Genomic DNA, 16,939 nt, shown 5'->3' on the forward strand with positions numbered 1-16,939 from the left:
CCCGTGTCGCACACCCCCGCCCGCACCCTCGTCGTGGACGCCGGCCGCGAGAGCACCTTCCGCTCGCTCAACGGCGTCGGCGGCGTGCCCGGCCCCGTCGCGGCCTACCCCGACTTCCCCGACATGACGCCCCTGTGGCGCGAGGCGGGGGTGACCCTCGTGCGCTCGTTCGACTGGATCTCGCGCCTCGACACCCGCGACGAACCCACGAGCCTCTTCCCCGACTGGAGCGCCGACCCCGACGACCCGGCCAGCTACAACTTCGCGGCGACCGACGCGTGGGTCGACGCGGTTCACTCCATCGGCGCCGAGGTGCTGTTCACCGTGGCCAGCTCGATCCCGAAGAACAAGCTGCCCGCCGCCGACGTCGAGGTGTACGGCCGGGTCGTCGAGCACATCGTCCGGCACTACTCCCAGGGGTGGGCGGGCGGCCCGGCGACGCCCGTGCGCCTCTACGAGTTCGGCGATCAGCCCGACTTCGGGCCGCTGCACTTCGCCGGGCGACCGGAGGAGTTCTACGCGATGTACCGCGCCTTCTGCGAGGCGGTGCACCGCGTCGACCCGTCCCTGACCGTCGGGGGCCCCTCGGTCGCCTTCTCGCTGGAGGCCGACTCGCCCTACCGCGAGGGCTTCCTGAAGTTCGTGCGTGAGAACGATCTGCCGCTGCACTTCTTCTCGTTCCTGTGGTTCACCGATGGCAGCCGCGATCCGATGGACTACCGCTACGTGGCGCGCGAGCTGCGCGCAGTGCTCGATGGTCACGGGTTCACCGACACCGACCTGACGCTCAGCTACTGGAACTACCTCGCGGTGCCCAGCAGCACCGCACCGGCGCCGGAGAAGGGCGCGTTCATGGCGGCCACGGCGATCGCGCTGCAGGACACGGTCATCGACCACGCGTTCTTCTTCCGCGCCGACACCGGCCGCGATCCGCACTACGGTTTCGTCGACCCGGGCGGGGTCGGCGACGTCGACGGGCGGCCCGACGAGCGCTCGCGCGCGCTCGTCCTCGCGGGTCGGGCGCTCACCGGGCGGCGGTTGGAGGCCACCGGGGGCGACGAGTCGGGGCTGGCGGTCGCCGCCGGGCGCGACGGTGACACCGTCCGCGTCCTCGTGACGAACTACGTCGCCCCCGACAGCGCCCTCGCGCCACGCGCCGAGGACCGTTTCACCTTTCGCATCCCCATCGGCGAGCAGCGCATCGAACTGGGGCTCACCCTCCCGCCGCAGCGCCTGGACCTGGCATCCGCGGGGGTGGAACGGGTGAGCCTCGACCTCCGAAACCTGCCCTGGGCGGATGCCACCGTGCAGGCCACCGTCACGTCGCTGTCCGGCGCAATCGAGGGCCCCTCCCCTGTCGCGGTGTCGGAGGAGGGGAGCCTGCGGATGGACCTCGCCCTGGAGCCGCAGTCCGTGTTCCTCGTGGAACTGACCGCCTGAGCCCGGAACCGGGGAGAGCGATGGCCACGAGGGACGGAGCGAGCGGGGTGTCCGAGCCCAAGCAGCAGCGAAGTCGCGACTCGTTCGCGAAGGTGCGCGCCGCCGTCCTCGCGCTGCTGCACGAGCGCGGCACCGGTCAGTTCTCGCTCGCCGAGGTCAGCGCGCGTGCCGAGGTGTCGATCGGCTCGATCTACGGCCGGGTCTCGGGCAAGGCCGAACTGCTGCGCCTGATCCAGGCGCAGGAGTTCGACCGCCTCGATGTCGAGACCGCCGAACGCGTCGCGGCCGCCGGCATCGGCGCGACGGACTTCGAGACGGCGACGGCCGAGATCGTCGCGGTCTACGCCGGCATACTGCGCGAGAACCGCGACTTGCTCTCCCCCTTCTTCGTGATGGGGGTGGACGATGTCGAGATCCTCGCGCGCGGTCGACGCTCCGGCGACGCCGGGCAGGCCGTGTTCGTCCGCGCCCTTCTGGCCGCGGCCTCCGCGCACGGCGTCCGGCTGACGGATGACGACGCCGTCTGGGCGTTCGAGGTCTTCTACAGCCTGTGCGTGCGATATCTCGGCCTCGGTGTGACGGCGACCGCGACGCCGCACGACGCCTATCGCTGGTCTGAGCTGCTCGAGCGGCTGATGCGCACGGTGTTCCTGACGCTGTCGACTGCCTGACCCTCGACTGCCCGACGAGCTGGGGGCGTCCGCATCCGGTCGCTCCGAATGAGAACGTCCCCAGATCCTCTCGAGGGGAGGGTCAGCCCACGGGCACCGTCCGCATCGCCGACCGGATGAGGTCGTGCTGACGACGCACGAGCAGCAGCGGGTCGACCTCGCCGAGCTCGGCGAACGCGTGCCCCTCCCACTCGCTCGACCAGAATCCGCGGTACCCGCTCTCGACGAACACGCGCACGAGCTCGGGATAGTCGATCGCGGGCTCCTGGCCGGCGTCGTCGATGTCGTAAAACTTCGCGTGCACGTGCAGGATCTGCGGCATGATGTCGGCCCACTCCCGGGGGTCGACGTGCCCGTGCATGTTGAAGGCCAGGTGCGCGAAGGCGCCCAGCCGGCCCGGGTCGAAGTCCCGCCCGCGGAGGTACGTGATGAACTCCTGCTGACGCGCCTGCATCGTGGCATCCGTCGCCCAGATGTCCTGCAGACGCTGGACCGCCTCGTCGTCGAGACCCGCCCGGCGAACGGCCCGCAGCAGCGTCGGCGACATCGCGTGCATGGTCGACGAGAAGTCGGCGACGAAGCCCAGCAGCGGGGAGTCGAGCTCGGCGTACGTCTCGCGCACGCGCAGGATCGGCTCGGCGTTCGGGCCCATCGGCGCGTGGATCTCGTAGGCGAGCTTCAACTCGAGCCGCTCCGCGATCGGCAGCAGACGGCGCAGCAGCTCGGGCTTCGCGCTCTGGATGCGCACGAGCGGAAAGCCGAGCTTCTTCGCCCCCTCGAACATCAGCGTCGAAAAGGCGAACTCCTCGTCGGGCGTCATGTCGCGATCGCGACGGCGGCCCATGTCGAGGTTGGCGCCGAACGAGCTCTCCACGAAGCCGTGCCGGTCGAACGCCGCGCGCCACGTGCGCACGAACTCGTCGCCCACGACGGGGTAGGTCGGCACCATCTGGGATGCCACGATCTCGATGCCCGGACCGATGCCGAGTTCGGCGACCCGGTCGAGCAGGCCGTCGAAGCCGAAGTACCCCGCGCGGAACTCCGCGCTGGCCGAGTACAGCGTCAGCCCCAACTGGAACGGGGCGTCCTCGGCCGCCGGCGGCGCGGGCGTGACATCCGATACGAGCGCTGGGATTTCGGCATCCGCGCCGACGACCGTGAGGGTCTTCACGTCGTGCACGACGTTCGGCACGTACAGGCCGGGCCCGCCGTCCTGGCCGGGCGCGATCTGCATGTAGGGCAGTCGCAGCTCACCGTGCAACACGACGTCGTGCGTCTCACCGAGCGCCACGGGGTGGTCACGGCGAGCGACGAGAAGCGGGTGCTCCTGCAGGAACCACAGGCGCTCGCTCTGCTCGGGTAGCTCGTCGAGGCGGTAGGAGGTGTCGCCGAACTCGACGCGGAGGTCGGCGGCATCCACCTCCTCCCCGTCGACGGTGAGCGCGAGAGTCGTCACTGATGAGAGCCACAGGCTGCGATACCAGGGGATCGTCAGCCGCAGCGCGAGCCCGTCGGGGTGCGCGCGGAGGCTGTCGTCGTGGATGAGTCCGTTGGGCATGGCGGGTTCCTCAGAGCCCGTCGGCGAGCTGGCGGATCAGCGAGTGCTGGCGGCGCACCTGCTCGATCGAGCGCCACGGTTCGCGCTCGCCCTCGTACTCGCTCGAGAGGTACCCGGTGTAGCCGGCGTCCTTGAGCGCCCGGAGCACGGGCTCCCACGGGATCTGCTTGTCGTCGAGGTTCTCGTCGATGTCGTGGAATTTCGCCTGGATGAAGACCACGTTCTCGATCACGTCGAACACGTCGTTCGGGTCGACGTGGATGCCGTCGAGGAACGCCGGGCGCTGGCCGGGCAGCTCGCCGGGCTTGAGCGGGATCGGTCGGTCCTGGAAGATGCCCGTGTCGAGCAGGAGGCCGAAGTGCTTCGTGCCGGTGCGGCGGATGAGCGCGATGTAGTCGTCGACGACCTCGTGCTTGATGGGGGTCGGCGAGTGGATCTCGGGGCAGATGATCACGTCGAGCTCTTCGGCGAGCGGAAGGGATGCCTCGACGACCTCGGTCCAGATCGGGTGCGGAATCAGGTCGCTCGAGACGACGCCGATCTTGGGTCGCACGAAGCGGAAGCCGAGGCGCTTGGCCAGGCGCAGGTCGCGCTGCAGAGCCGCGGCGCCCTCCTCGACGGTCATGTCGCGACCGTTCGGGCCGCTGGAGTGCAGGCGGGTGTCGATCCACGAGCCCATGTTGGTCGGCTCCAGGCCGTACTTCTGCAGGAGCGCGAACCACTGCTCGACCCACTCGTCCGAGGGGTGCGGGTAGTTCGGCACGTGCGCCTCGCCGAGGATCTCGATCCCCGTCGCGCCGAGGTCGGCGATCGAGGCCATGGCGGTCTCGAGGTCCATGACCGTGCCGTAGTCGGTCATGTAGCTGTAGAGCGAGACGCCGTAGCGGAAGGGGGCACCGGATGCCTCGGGGGCGAGCGTGACGTGCTTGGTGACCCGATAGGTGCTCGGCTGGTGCTCCTGGGGGATGTACGACATCCGCAGCCGCAGCTCGATCGACAGCTCGTGCACGCCGTCGGGGAGACCGCCGGCCAGGGGCACGAAGATCACGGCCGCGTCCTCGAGCGGCCAGCGGACGCCGTCGCCGTCCCACAGCTCGGCGAGCGAGTACTGCTGTCCTTGGAGCGTCCACAGCGGTACGTCGGGGCCGACGTCGACCAGGCCCGGGATGCTGACGCCGATCCCGTCGATCAGCGAGGCCGCCATGCCGCGGTACGACGGCATCCTGACGCGGAACTGGAAGCCGGTGATCTCGCCGCCCTCGCGGACGTTACGGAATCCGACGGACTGGATGAGGTCTCTTTCGAGAAGCATCGTCGCTCACTCTCTGTGGGGTTCGCCTTCGACGCTACCCGCTTATGCCGGATTCAGACATAAGCGTTTCTGATGCCCCGCATCAGGTCCGCGTGCCACCAGAACGAGATGCGACGAGAACAGGCCGATCAGTCCCCGGCGGCGTCGCCCGTCTCCGCGGCGAACACCTCCGACGCGATGCGGAAGGCCGAATTGGCCGCCGGCACACCGGAGTAGATCGCCGACTGCAGGATGACCTCGCGGATCTCGTCGATCGTCAGGCCGTTGCGCAGCGCCGCGCGCAGGTGCATCGCGAGCTCCTCGTGATGACCGTGCGCGATGAGCGAGCTGAGCACCGCGATCGAGCGCGAGCGGCGGTCGAGGCCGGGCCGTGACCAGACGTCTCCCCACGCGACGCGCGTGATGAAGTCCTGCCAGTCGGCGGTGAGGTCGGTGGTCGCCGCGATGGAGCGGTCGACGTGCGCGTCGCTGAGCACGGCGCGGCGCACGGTCATGCCCTGGTCGTGGCGTTCCTGATCGGTGGGCATCAGGCGTCCTTTCGGGAGAGGGAGGCGAAGAACGACCGCAGCAGAGCCGCGACGGCTTCGGGTTGCTCTGCGGGAGGGAGGTGCCCGGCGTCGTCGACGCGCGCGACACGGCCGTCAGCGACGCCCTCGGCGATCTCGACCGCCTTGGCCTCGGGGGCGACCTGGTCGAAGGCTCCCCACGCGGCGAGCACCGGCACCGTGATCTCGCCCAGCGTCGCGCGCACGTCGTACGCGGCGAGCGCCTCGCAGCAGCGGGCGTAGCTGTCGTCGTCGGCATCCTGGAGCGCGTGCAGCAGGCGCCCGCTCAGTTCGGGGCGGCGGGCCATCGACTCGGGGGCGAACCAGCGCTGGGCCGAGCCGACGATGAGGCTCGACGTGCTCTGCGAGCGCGCCTGGGCGGCGCGATCCGTCCACGATGCGGGGTCGCCGAGGACGGCTCCGGATGCCACGATCGCGGCGCCGGCCAGGCGGGTGCCATGACGCCGCGCGAGTTCGAGGCCGGTCGCCCCGCCGAGGGACACCCCGGCGTAGAGGAACGTGTCATCGGGGACGGCGGTGGCCACGGCATCCGCGAGATCCGCGACGGTGAACGGCTCGCGCGCGATCGGCCCCGCTCCATGCCCGGGGAGGTCCCACGCGGCGACGCGGTAGTCGTCGGCGAGCAGGGGCACGACGTCGTCCCAGAGGATGGTCGAGGTGCCGAGTGAGGGCCCGAGCACCACGAGGGGCGCGTCGGCGGGTCCGACCGGCTCGGTCAGCGAAACGAGGCTCATGCGTCGACCCCCCTGCTCTGTGCCGTGCCGCCGCCCGCGTGGCCCGTGCCGCGCGCGAGGCGGGGGGCGAGGCCGAGGTAACGAGCCGGGTCGAGCAGCGCGTCGACGTCGAGACCGGCCGCCTCGGGCAGCGCGCGCAGACGCGGGGCGAGGTCGTCGTCGCCATCGAGCAGGGCCGCGAAGCGCTCGGCACCGATGAGCGGCACGAGCACTCCCCGCAGGCGCTCGCTGACGATGCGCCCGCCGGTCAGGCCGACGGTGGCGGCGGCCACGGCCGCGTCGACGCGCAGGTGCGCGAGCAGGGACGATCCGTGCGCCGACGCACCGACCGCGAGGCGGAGCAGCTCGCGCAGCGTCGGCCACTCGGAGTGCCAGGCGCCGTCGGGGCGCTCGTCGACCGCGAGGGCCGAGGCCAGGTGCAGGGTCGCACCCAGGTGCGGTGCGCGCAGGGCGGCCGAGCGGATGAGCACCGCCTCGGCGGGGTTCTGCTTCTGGGGCATCGCCGACGATCCCCCGCCCACGCCCTCCGAGACCTCTCCGATCTCGCTGCGGCTGAGCGTCGCGACGTCGGCGGCCATCTTGCCGAGCGCGTCGATGGCCTGGACGAGGGCGTCTCCGATCTCCGTCACGGGCCAGCGCGCCACGTGCCAGGGTGCGTCGGGGGCGTCGAGTTCGAGGGCCCGGGCGAAGGCCGCGGGAAGGGCGTCGGCGGCATCCGTCGATCCGGTGATCTCGACGAACGACGCGAGCGTCCCTCCCGCACCCGCGAGCTGCGCGGGGAAGACGAGGGCATCCAGCCGCACGACGGCGCGCTCGAGTCCGCGCGCCCAGGTCGCGGCGCGCGCACCGATCGTGGTGGGCACGGCGTGCTGGGTGAGGGTACGGGCCGCGGACACCTCGTCGGCGTGCGCGGTGGCGAGCTGTCGGGCCCAGACGGCCGCGTTCGCGACCGAACGACGCGTCTGCTCGACCGCGCGCCGCGCGACCACCATCAGCGCGGTGTCGAGGATGTCCTGGCTCGTCGCCCCGCGGTGGATCCACGCTCGATGCTCCGCGGGCACCTGCGCCTTCAGCGCGCCGACGAGCGGGATCACGGGATTGCCCCCGGCGACCGCGTCGCGCACGAGGGCGTCGACGTCGATCCCGCGCGCGGACGCGCCGCCCTTCTCGTCGATCCCGAAGACGTGGTCGATCTCGACCCGCGCCCCGCGCGGGGCGGCCCCCACCTCGACGTACGCCGCGACCAGCGCGCACTCGACGCGGATCATCGTGGACAGCACGAACCCGTCCGACAGCAGCGCGTCGTGACCGACGCTCACCGGCGAGAGCAGCCCGAAGTCGATGCGCGGAAGAGGGTCAGAAGGCAAGGAACACCGTCTCGTTCTCGCCCTGCAGTCGGATGTCGTGCGACAGGTACCCGTCGGGCGTCCGGGTCGCGACGAGGCTAGCGCGCTCCGCCTCGTCGAGCGACGACAGCAGCGGATCCGCGGCGAGAGCGTCCGGGTCGGCGGGCGAATAGATGCGGGTGTGCAGCTTGTCGGGCAGGCCGCGCGCGAACACGATCGCGGCGAAGAATCCCGCGCGCCCCCGGATGCCGCCCGGCTCCCGCGTCCAGAACGTGTAGTGCCCCTCGTCGTCGGTGAAGGCGCGGCCGAACCCGGTGAAGGTGTGGTCGTCTCGGCGGAAAGCGCCTCGTGCGCGCGGCACCGAGCCGTCGGCATCCGCTCCGAAGATCTCGATGAGGGCGTCGGGGATCGGCGCTCCCGCTCCGTCGAGGATGGTGCCGCTCAGCACGATCGCCCCGGGCGAGTGCGGGAAGACGACCTGATGCTGCTTGTCGAACTCGAGGCCGTAGGCGAAGAACGGCCCGACCGTCTGGCCGGGGGTGGCGCGGTGCGTCTTGGCGGGGATCACTCGTCGCCCTCCTGCTCGAAGTAGGTCTGATCCGGCCCGTCGACCACGATGTCGAAGCGGTAGCCCGTCGCCCACTCGGGCGAGGTCAGGTCGTGGTCGTAGACGCCCACGAGCGCGTCACGGTCCTTCTGCCGGTGGATGGAGTTGTAGATCGGGTCGAGCGCGAAGAGCGGGTCGCCCGGGAAATACATCTGCGTCACCAGCCGCTGCGTGAACGACGACCCGAACACCGAGAAGTGGATGTGCGCCGGACGCCACGCATTGCGGTGGTTCTTCCACGGGTACGGGCCGGGCTTGATCGTCGTGAAGCGGTACTCGCCGTTCTCGTTCGTGACCGTGCGGCCCGCTCCCGTGAAGTTCGGGTCGAGGGGGGCGGGGTGCTGGTCGCGCTGGTGGATGTAGCGACCGGCCGAGTTCGCCTGCCAGATCTCGATGAGCTGGTTCGCCACCGGGCGCCCCCACGAGTCGATCAGGCGGCCCTGCACCGTCATGCGCTCGCCCAGCGGCTCTCCCGCGTGCTGCAGCGTGAGGTCGGACTCGATCGCCGCGACGTCGCGCTGGCCGAACGCGGGCGAGAACAGCTCGACGGTCTCGGGGTCGACGAGCTTCGGATTCTTCGTCGGATGCCGCAGCACGCTCGACCGGTACGCCGGGAAGTCGTGCGCGGTCGCTGCGACGCGCTCCCCCGCGGCATCGAGCGCGTCGAGCTCGGCGTGACGGGCGTGGATCTCGCGGACGATCTCGTCTTGCGTGGCCTGGTCGGGTGCGGCCAGCAGCGATTCGGGGGCGGCGGCGGGAGGGTTCGACATGGGTCTCCTTCGACGAGACAATGCTCCGCCACCGGCCCCCGCGGTGGCGCGCGGTTCCCGCTGAATGGGAATCATGGCATCCTGACCTCATGGCGAACTCCCCCTCGGGCGACTCGGTCACCGACCGCCTGGTGCGGATCCTCGAGACCTTCACCCCCACGCGCACCGCGCAGACCACGTCCGACATCGGACGCCGGGCGGGTCTGCCGAGCTCGTCGGCGCACCGGATCGTGAACGAGCTGGTGGATGCCGGTTTGCTCGAGCGCGACGAGGAGCGCCGCGTCCGCGTGGGCATGCGCCTCTGGGAGCTGGCGACGCGTTCCTCGCACGCCCTGCGTCTGCGCCAGGCGGCCCTGCCGTCGATGGAGCGCGTGCAGATGCGCGTGCGCGAGCACACCCAGCTGGCGATCCTCGAGCAGGAGGAAGCCCTCTTCCTCGAGCGACTCAGCGCCCCCGACTCGGGCGCGAACGTCACGCGCGTGGCCGGGCGCCTTCCCCTGCACGCCTCCTCGTCCGGGCTCGTCCTGCTCGCCTTCGGCCCCCACGATCTGCAGGAGCGCGTGCTCGCCGGCCCCCTGCGCGCCGTCACCCCCGAGACGATCGTCGACCCGGCCGCCCTGCGCCGCGTGCTCGCCGAGATCCGCGGCCTCGGGCGGGTCATCGCCCCCGGCTCCGTCGACAGCGTCTCCACGGGGGTGGCCGTGCCCGTGCGCGACGAGACGGGTGCGGTGATCGCGGCCCTGTCGGTGGTGCTCCCCCGTGACGCCGAGACGCAGTTCGCCCTGGTCGAGCTCCACCGCGCCGCCCGCGACACCGAGCGCGCACTGGGCTACCGCCGCTGAACGTCGCCGTTCTTCTCCCGCGGAGTCGTCCTCCGACGCCGACGGGGGGCGCGCGGCGAGATCGACCCCGCATCCCTGCGCCACATCCCGTTCAACGGGAACCGAACGGCGAGCGAGCCGGGCGGCGGGCACCATCGACACAACCACCGTCGAAGGAGACGCCATGACCACCACCGTCCGCACCCGCGTCGCCATCGTCGGCGCCGGCCCCGCGGGGCTCCTGCTCTCGCACCTGCTCGACCGGGCGGGCATCGAGTCCGTCGTCGTCGACCAGCGTTCGCGCGACGACATCGAGAGCACGATCCGGGCCGGCATCCTCGAGCAGGGCACCGTCGAACTGCTCGACACCCTCGGTCCTGTCTCGCGCGCGCGCACGGCGGGCCACCGACACGACGGCATCGAACTGCGGTTCGAGGGCGAGGGGCACCGCATCGACTTCGCGGCATCCGTCGGTCGAGCCGTCTGGCTCTATCCCCAGCACGAGGTGTTGAAAGACCTCATCGCCGCGCGGGTCGATCGGGGGCAGGATCTGCGCTTCGGCGTCACGGCCGAGCGCATCGACGACGCCGGCACCGACCGCCCGCGCGTCATCGCCCGCGACGCCGACGGGCAGCCCCTCGAGATCGAGGCCGACGTCGTCGTGGGCTCCGACGGTTCACGCAGCGTCGCGCGCGCCACCGTCACCGGGTCGAGCAAGGGCGGCTACTTCCGCGAGTACCCCTTCGCCTGGTTCGGCATCCTCTGCGAGGCCCCGCCGAGCAGCGAGGAGCTCATCTACAGCAACTCCCCCGACGGCTTCGCCCTCGTCAGCCAGCGTTCCGACACCGTGCAGCGCATGTACTTCCAGTGCGACCCCGACACCGACACCGCCGCCTACAGCGAGGCGCAACTGTGGGACGAGCTGCAGAAGCGCGTGCCCGGCACGGAGCTGAAGCAGGGTCCGATCTTCCAGCGCGACGTGCTGCGCTTCCGCAGTTTCGTCGCGCACGAGCTGCGCCGCGGCCGCGTCGCCCTCGTCGGCGATGCTGCGCACACCGTGCCGCCCACCGGCGCCAAGGGCATGAACCTCGCGATCGCCGACGTGCGCCTGCTCGCCGCCGCCCTGGAGGCGCTGCTGCTCGAGGACGACGAGCGTCTGCTCGACGCGTACCCCGCCACCGCCAGCCGCCGCATCTGGAAGGCCCAGCACTTCTCGTGGTGGATGACCAGCCTGCTGCACGTGGCCCCGGATGCCACCGACTTCGACCGCCGACGCCAGATCGGCGAACTGCGCACCGTCGTGGAGTCGGAGCACGGCCGCGCTTACCTCGCCGAGGCCTACTGCGGCTGGCCCTCCGACGCCTGACCCGCCGCCCGAGCCGAACCCCGAACCCCGCCCCGCGCCCGGGCGCCCCACCCCCTCGCGAGTGTCCAAAACACCCGGACCAGAATCGAAAACGTCCGGGTGTTTCGGACACTCAACGTGTCGTGCCCGAGGCGCGGGCTGGCGACCCCCGCGCCGGAACACGAGCGACGGGATGCCGGCATCCGGCGCCCCACCCCCTCGCGAGTGTCCAAAACACCCGGACCAGAATCGAAAACGTCCGGGTGTTTCGGACACTCAACGAAGGTGAACACGCCCCCATGAACGAGCGCGGCGTCCGAGCCGGAGCCCGAACGCCGCGCGGAGCCCGCGGGCTCAGTCCTTTGTGCCGCGTGCCTTCTTCTCGCGCGGCTGCGGGAACGGGCTCGGAACCACCGGCACCGTGCCCGTGTAGCCCTCGCGCTCGGCGGCGAGTTCCGCGATGCGCTTACGGCAGGCGAACCAGCCGATCGTGATGGCGAGGCTCGCCAGCACCGCCACCAGCAGCGTCGCCGGAGAGTCGACGAACACCAGCACGAGGACGACCGCGAGGAAGACGAGCGTGGCGTACCCCGTATAGGGCGCCCAGAACAGCCGGAACTTCGGGCGCACGAGCTCGCCGCGGTCGGCGAGGCGCTTGAACTTCATCTGGCAGAGGATGATCGTCGCCCAGGTGACCAGGATGCCGACGGCCGCGACGTTCAGCACGGTCTCGAACGCGTCGCTGGGGTTGACGTAGTTGATGGCGACGCCGAGCAATGCGACGACCGCGGTGATCGCGATACCGCCGTAGGGGACGCCCGCCTTGTTCATGCGCGCGGCGAACTTCGGCGCCGATCCCGCGACCGCCATCGAGCGCAGGATGCGGCCCGTGGAATACAACCCCGCGTTCAGCGACGACAGCGCAGCGGTGAGCACCACGAGATTCATGATCACGTCGACGCCCGGCACGCCGATCGACCCGAAGAAGGTGACGAACGGGCTCTCGTCCTTCGTGTACGCCGTGTACGGCAGCAGCAGGGCGAGCAACAGCACCGAGCCGACGTAGAAGATCGCGACGCGGAAGATGACCGAGTTGATCGCCCGCGGCATGACCTTCTCGGGGTTCTTCGTCTCGCCGGCGGCGGTGCCGACCAGCTCGATCGAGGCGTACGCGAACACCACGCCCTGCATGAGGATGATCGCGGGCAGGATGCCGTTGGGGAAGAACCCGCCGTTGTCGGCGATCAGCGAGAACCCGGTGGGGGCGCCCGTGGGGGTGCCGAAGACGACGAAGTAGATGCCCACGAGCAGGAACGCCACGAGGGCGGCGACCTTGATGAGAGCGAACCAGAACTCCAGCTCGCCGAACACCTTCACCGACACCAGGTTGACGGCCAGCACGGTGACGAGCGCGGCGAGCGCCCACACCCACTGCGGAACCGCGGCGATCCACGGCACGTACTTGCCGAAGAAGTTCATGTAGAGCGCGGCGGCGGTGATGTCGACCATCGTGGTCGTCGCCCAGTTGATCCAGTAGAACCAGCCCGAGACGAAGGCCGCCTTCTCGCCGAAGAATTCGCGCGCGTACGACACGAACGACCCCGAGGTCGGCCGGTGGAGCACCAGCTCGCCGAGCGCGCGCAGGATGAAGAAGGCGAACACACCGCAGACGGCGTATGAGAGCACGATCGCGGGGCCGGCCTGGGCCAGTCGACCGCCGGCACCCAGGAACAGGCCCGTTCCGATCGCACCGCCGATCGCGATCATCTGAACCTGACGCGACGTGAGCCGCTTGTGGTACCCGCTGTCCTCGAGCTGAACGGTCGAGGTGGTGCGGGGAGGCTCTGCGGCGTCGCTCGAGCGGGGGGAGGAGTCGGTCACGTTCCCATCGTGCGAATTGCGCAGCGTCTGTCCAGCAAGCGCGCCGCAGTGTCGGCATCCCGGAGCGGATGCCGCGCCCCTGCGGAACGGCTCAGAGCCAGTGCTTGCGCTTGAACGCGAACCACAGACCGACCGAGGTGGCCGCCATGAGCGCGAGGGCCATGGGGTATCCGAAGGTCCAGTCGAGTTCGGGCATGTTCTTGAAGTTCATGCCGTAGATGCCGCCCACGAGCGACGGTGCGAAGAGGATCGCCGCCCAGCCCGAGATCTTCTTGACCTCTTCGTTCTGCTTCAACGAGGTCTCGGTCTGACGCTGCGTCACGAGCGTCGCGTTGACGGTGAGGGCGTTGTCGAGGATCGCCCGGAGGGCGTTCAGCTTCTCGCACTGGCGCAGCACGTGGTCGAGCACGTCGCGCAACGACCGCTGGAGCTCGATGTCGACGCCGTACTTGTCGGCGCCGCGGAGCAGCGCCTCGAGCATGTCGCGCAGGGGCTCGGCCGCCCGCTGGAAGTGGATGACCTCTCGAGCGAGTTCGTAGATGCGCTGCGTCAGATCGGCGCCGCCCTCGCCGAAGAGCTGATCCTCGATCTCGTCGACATCGTTCTGCAGGCCGCGGGCGACGGGGTCGTATTGGTCGACGACCTCGTCGAGGATCGCGTAGAGCACCGCCTCGGGCCCCCGCGCGAGCAGGTCGGGGTTCTTCTCGAGCCGCTTGCGCACGGCCGCCAGATCGGGGACCTCCGCGTGCCGCACCGTGACGACGTAGTCGGGGCCGATGAACACGTGCAGCTCGCCGAACTCGACGGTCTCGGTCTCGTCGATGTAGCGCGCGGGGCGCAGCACCGCGAAGAGGTTGCCCCCGTACCGCTCGAGCTTCGCGCGCTGGTGCCCGGCGAGGGCGTCCTCGACGGCGAGGGGGTGCAGCGAGAACTCGGCGGCGACGCGCTCGAGCTCCTCGGGCTCGGGGCGCAGCAGCCCGATCCACGCCATCCCGCCGTGCGCCTCCATGTACTCGAAGGTCTGGTCGAGGCTCGCGGGGTTCTCGATCCGGTGTCCGTCGACGTACACGGCGCTGTCGATGATGGGCATGGTTCCGTTGTACCCCGCCTGGCTATGACGCGAGCCCCGGCGACGCGCGATCCTTACGCGATGTATACGGCCCGTTCCTCGGCCCGCTCATTTCTTGGGGTCGTTGCCCCAGTTCATCAGCGAGTACCGCCAGTCGGTGTCGGTGATGTCGCCCTTCGGCTTCTGCGCGCTGTGCCGCTTGATGTACCCCACGACCTTCCGCATGTGCGCGTAGTCGTCGTCGGTGAGATCCGCCTTCTTCTTCTCGAGGATGCGCACGATGTGGCGCCCGCTCTCGTGCCCGGTCGACTCGCCGCCGTCCTTCTTCTGCCCGACGGATTTCGACTCGTCGGTGTCGAGCCACTTCTTCAGCTCGCTGGCGGTCATGGTGACCGCCTCGTCGAAGTCCTTCTTGGTCTTCTCCTGGTCGTCGCTCATGCCGTCATCCTCACGGCCGCGGCCCGGCGGGACCGACCCCTTGCGTCCGTGCCGGGGTCGTGGCATCCGCTCAGCCGACGGGCTCGCTCAGGGGTTCTTCGGAATCCGGTCCCGGATGCCGTGCCCCGGCGCTGCGACGCGCCGCGGCGAGCACCGCGCCGATGCTCGCCGTGATGACCAGGGCGATCCCCGCGAGCTCGAGCAGCGAGAGGTGCTGGCCGAGCAGGAGGAACCCGGCGATCGAGGCGGTGGCGGGGCCCAGGCTCATGAGGATCGCGAACGCCGAGGCCGCGAGTCGGCGGAGCGCGATGAGTTCGAGGGCGTACGGGATCGTCGACGACAGCAGCGCGACCGCGGCACCGAGGGCGAGGATGTCGAGGCGCAGCAGCGCGGATCCTGCCTGGGCGATTCCGAACGGCAGGGCGATGACGGCCCCCACGGCCATGGCGAGCGCGAGGCCGTCGAGCCGCGGGAACTCCCGACCCACTCGCGCCGAGGCGAGGATGTACAGCGCCCAGCTCACCGCGGCACCCAGGGCGAAGAGCACCCCGAGGGCGTCGAGGCGATCCCACCCGCCCGCGCCGAGCGCGACGACGCCGCCGAGCGCGAGACCCGCCCACACCCACCGAGCCGCCCCGGTCGCGGTGAGGATCGACAGCGTGAGCGGCCCCAACACCTCGATGGTCACCGTCACGCCGAGGGGCAGCCGTTCGAGGGCGAGATAGAAGAGCCCGTTCATGGATGCCAGTACGAGGCCGAACCCCACGACGGAGCGCCATGCGGAGCCGGTGTGCCCGCGCAGGCGCGGGCGGGCGATGATCAACAGCAGCACGGCCGAGAACAGCAGCCGCAGCATGACGATGCCGAGCGGCCCGGTGTGCGGGAACAGCATCACCGCGAACGAGGCGCCGACCTCTTGGCAGGCCAGGCCGACGAGCACGAGCGAGGCGGCAGACCCCTGCCCGCCGCGCGCGGTCATCGCCGGGTCATCCGGCGGGAGCGGCGCAGATGGCCTTGCTGTTGATGTTGTCGCGCATCTGCTCGGCGGTCCACGGCAGCCCCGCCTGGGGTGCGGTCTGTCCCTGGGCGGCGGGGGCCTTCGAGGCGATGGCCGCGAGCTCCCATGCCAGCCACGCACCGGTGGTCTTGTCACCGCCGGAGTTGTTCAGGACGACGGCGACCGACATCCCGGTCGTGGGGTCGGCGAACGCGCCCACCAGGTATCCGGGCATCGATCCGTATTGCCCGATCAGCGAACCGGCCTGGAAGGCACCGCCCGCGGAGGTGAACCACGTGGGCTGATCCCCCCCGACGGGCACGGGGGCGGCGAAACGGTCGTTCCCGGCGGGAAGGAGCGCGCCGGTGGCGAGCGCCTGGGCGTACCGCCCGAGATCGGTGATGTTCGTCACAGCTCCCGCGGCGGCGCCGCCGTAGCTCGACGACATCTCGGTGTAGTCGCGCGGCTCGGTGCAGTTCCACGCACCCTCGGCGTTCTGCTGCGACCAGTAGCCCTGCAGCGAGGCGTCGGCGGGATCGGCGGGGGCGGAATCGGGGAGCCCGGTCGCATCGAGTCCGAGCGGCTCGGTCACCCGCTCCGCGATGAGCTGCGCGATCGGTTCATTGGCCGCACGCTCGGCGGCGAGACCGGCGATCACGAAATCGGTCGCCGAATCCGCGAACGCGACACCCGGGGCGTTGGTGCGCGGGCTGGCGATGCCGTAGGTCATCAGCTCGCGCGGGTTCCAGACGCGCTCGGGGTTGTTCGCCACCTGGCCGTCGAGCACCGAGGTGTAGGACGCGAGACCGGACGTCCCGTCGCAGAGCTGGCGCAGGGTGATCTTGTCGTACCCGGGGAGGTTGCTGACCCAGGTGGTGACGGGATCGCTCATCGAGAGCGTGCCGTCGGCCGCGAGGCGGTACAGCACATCGCACGTCATCGCGCCGGTCACGTCGCCCGCGCGGAACCCGAGGTCTGCGGTGACCTCTGCGCCGCCGGGACCCTGCGTTCCCAGACCCGATACCCACGTACCGCTCCAGGGCGCCCACACGCCGACGATCGCGCCGGTGGACCCGGTCGCGGTCATGGCCGAGGTGACGGCCTCTTGCAGTTCGGTCACGGTCGCCTCGGGCAGCGGCGCGTCGACCTGGGCCGGGATGTTGATCGACACCGAGCCCTGCGGCGAGCAGCCGCTCAGCGTGACGGCGAGAACGCTCGCTCCCGCGATCGCGATGGCCGCGGAACGACGCCATGCCCGCATGTGAAACCCCCAGCATTTCCGCGCGCGACGAAGCGCCCGCTTCAAAGATTCAAACACATGGCACCTGAACGAAAGCGGCGCTTGCATCCTCGTCACCATCACGTCTGCATCACGGCGGACCCG

At 70.6% G+C, this 16,939-nt stretch carries 16 protein-coding genes; 4 read left to right on the forward strand and 12 right to left on the reverse strand.

Annotated features, from left to right (window positions below; genetic code table 11):
- Nucleotides 1–3: 3 nt before the first annotated feature.
- On the forward strand, nt 4–1,440 hold the full coding sequence (locus tag DEU35_RS11305) for a GH39 family glycosyl hydrolase (protein WP_116239561.1): 1,437 nt from the start codon (nt 4–6) through the stop codon (nt 1,438–1,440).
- Between the two features lie 20 nt (nt 1,441–1,460).
- A complete protein-coding gene (locus DEU35_RS11310; RefSeq protein WP_103207794.1) occupies nt 1,461–2,111 on the forward strand; it encodes a TetR/AcrR family transcriptional regulator in 651 nt (216 codons plus the stop codon).
- An 82-nt stretch (nt 2,112–2,193) separates the two neighbouring features.
- On the opposite strand, the gene DEU35_RS11315 is transcribed toward DEU35_RS11310, so the two are convergent.
- The 7 genes from DEU35_RS11315 to pcaH all read right to left on the reverse strand — a co-directional run bounded on the left by DEU35_RS11315 (nt 2,194) and on the right by pcaH (nt 9,004).
- On the reverse strand, nt 2,194–3,669 hold the full coding sequence (locus DEU35_RS11315) for a DUF6379 domain-containing protein (RefSeq protein ID WP_116239562.1): 1,476 nt from the start codon (nt 3,667–3,669) through the stop codon (nt 2,194–2,196).
- A 10-nt stretch (nt 3,670–3,679) separates the two neighbouring features.
- Nucleotides 3,680–4,981 (reverse strand): DUF6379 domain-containing protein, encoded by a 1,302-nt coding sequence (locus tag DEU35_RS11320; protein ID WP_116239563.1) that lies wholly within the window; start codon nt 4,979–4,981, stop codon nt 3,680–3,682.
- Between the two features lie 128 nt (nt 4,982–5,109).
- Nucleotides 5,110–5,508, reverse strand: a complete 399-nt coding sequence (gene pcaC, locus DEU35_RS11325) for a 4-carboxymuconolactone decarboxylase (protein ID WP_103207787.1) — start codon at nt 5,506–5,508, stop codon at nt 5,110–5,112.
- Complete coding sequence (locus DEU35_RS11330) at nt 5,508–6,281, reverse strand: alpha/beta fold hydrolase (RefSeq protein ID WP_116239564.1); 774 nt, start codon at nt 6,279–6,281, stop codon at nt 5,508–5,510. The genes pcaC and DEU35_RS11330 overlap by 1 nt, the downstream gene beginning before the upstream one ends.
- Nucleotides 6,278–7,648, reverse strand: a complete 1,371-nt coding sequence (locus DEU35_RS11335; protein WP_116239565.1) for a lyase family protein — start codon at nt 7,646–7,648, stop codon at nt 6,278–6,280. The genes DEU35_RS11330 and DEU35_RS11335 overlap by 4 nt, the downstream gene beginning before the upstream one ends.
- Nucleotides 7,638–8,195 (reverse strand): protocatechuate 3,4-dioxygenase subunit alpha, encoded by a 558-nt coding sequence (gene pcaG / locus DEU35_RS11340; RefSeq protein WP_181904635.1) that lies wholly within the window; start codon nt 8,193–8,195, stop codon nt 7,638–7,640. The genes DEU35_RS11335 and pcaG overlap by 11 nt, the downstream gene beginning before the upstream one ends.
- Nucleotides 8,192–9,004 carry a protocatechuate 3,4-dioxygenase subunit beta gene (gene pcaH / locus DEU35_RS11345; protein WP_116239566.1) on the reverse strand — a complete coding sequence of 271 codons (813 nt, stop codon included), beginning with the start codon at nt 9,002–9,004 and terminating at the stop codon, nt 8,192–8,194. The genes pcaG and pcaH overlap by 4 nt, the downstream gene beginning before the upstream one ends.
- Before the next feature lie 89 nt (nt 9,005–9,093).
- On the opposite strand from pcaH, the gene DEU35_RS11350 reads away from it, so the two are divergent.
- Both DEU35_RS11350 and DEU35_RS11355 read left to right on the forward strand, forming a co-directional pair.
- Entirely contained in the window at nt 9,094–9,846 is a 753-nt protein-coding gene (locus DEU35_RS11350) for an IclR family transcriptional regulator (RefSeq protein ID WP_103207777.1), read from the forward strand.
- Between the two features lie 163 nt (nt 9,847–10,009).
- Nucleotides 10,010–11,191, forward strand: coding sequence for a 4-hydroxybenzoate 3-monooxygenase (locus DEU35_RS11355; protein ID WP_116239567.1), 1,182 nt, complete (start codon nt 10,010–10,012; stop codon nt 11,189–11,191).
- A 333-nt stretch (nt 11,192–11,524) separates the two neighbouring features.
- Here DEU35_RS11355 and DEU35_RS11360 read toward each other — a convergent pair whose 3' ends face one another.
- From DEU35_RS11360 to DEU35_RS11380, 5 genes are all read right to left on the reverse strand, one after another.
- Nucleotides 11,525–13,051 carry an amino acid permease gene (locus DEU35_RS11360; protein ID WP_116239568.1) on the reverse strand — a complete coding sequence of 509 codons (1,527 nt, stop codon included), beginning with the start codon at nt 13,049–13,051 and terminating at the stop codon, nt 11,525–11,527.
- 91 nt (nt 13,052–13,142) lie between these two features.
- On the reverse strand, nt 13,143–14,141 hold the full coding sequence (gene corA, locus DEU35_RS11365) for a magnesium/cobalt transporter CorA (protein WP_103207771.1): 999 nt from the start codon (nt 14,139–14,141) through the stop codon (nt 13,143–13,145).
- 87 nt (nt 14,142–14,228) lie between these two features.
- On the reverse strand, nt 14,229–14,558 hold the full coding sequence (locus DEU35_RS11370; RefSeq protein WP_116239569.1) for a DUF3140 domain-containing protein: 330 nt from the start codon (nt 14,556–14,558) through the stop codon (nt 14,229–14,231).
- Nucleotides 14,559–14,628: 70 nt separating this feature from the next.
- A complete protein-coding gene (locus DEU35_RS11375; RefSeq protein WP_116239570.1) occupies nt 14,629–15,537 on the reverse strand; it encodes a DMT family transporter in 909 nt (302 codons plus the stop codon).
- A 7-nt stretch (nt 15,538–15,544) separates the two neighbouring features.
- A complete protein-coding gene (locus DEU35_RS11380; protein WP_116239571.1) occupies nt 15,545–16,816 on the reverse strand; it encodes a serine hydrolase in 1,272 nt (423 codons plus the stop codon).
- Between the last annotated feature and the right edge of the window lie 123 nt (nt 16,817–16,939).

Origin of the sequence: Microbacterium sp. AG157, from assembly GCF_003385695.1 — a bacterium.
In the GTDB taxonomy this organism is placed as follows: domain Bacteria; phylum Actinomycetota; class Actinomycetes; order Actinomycetales; family Microbacteriaceae; genus Microbacterium; species Microbacterium testaceum.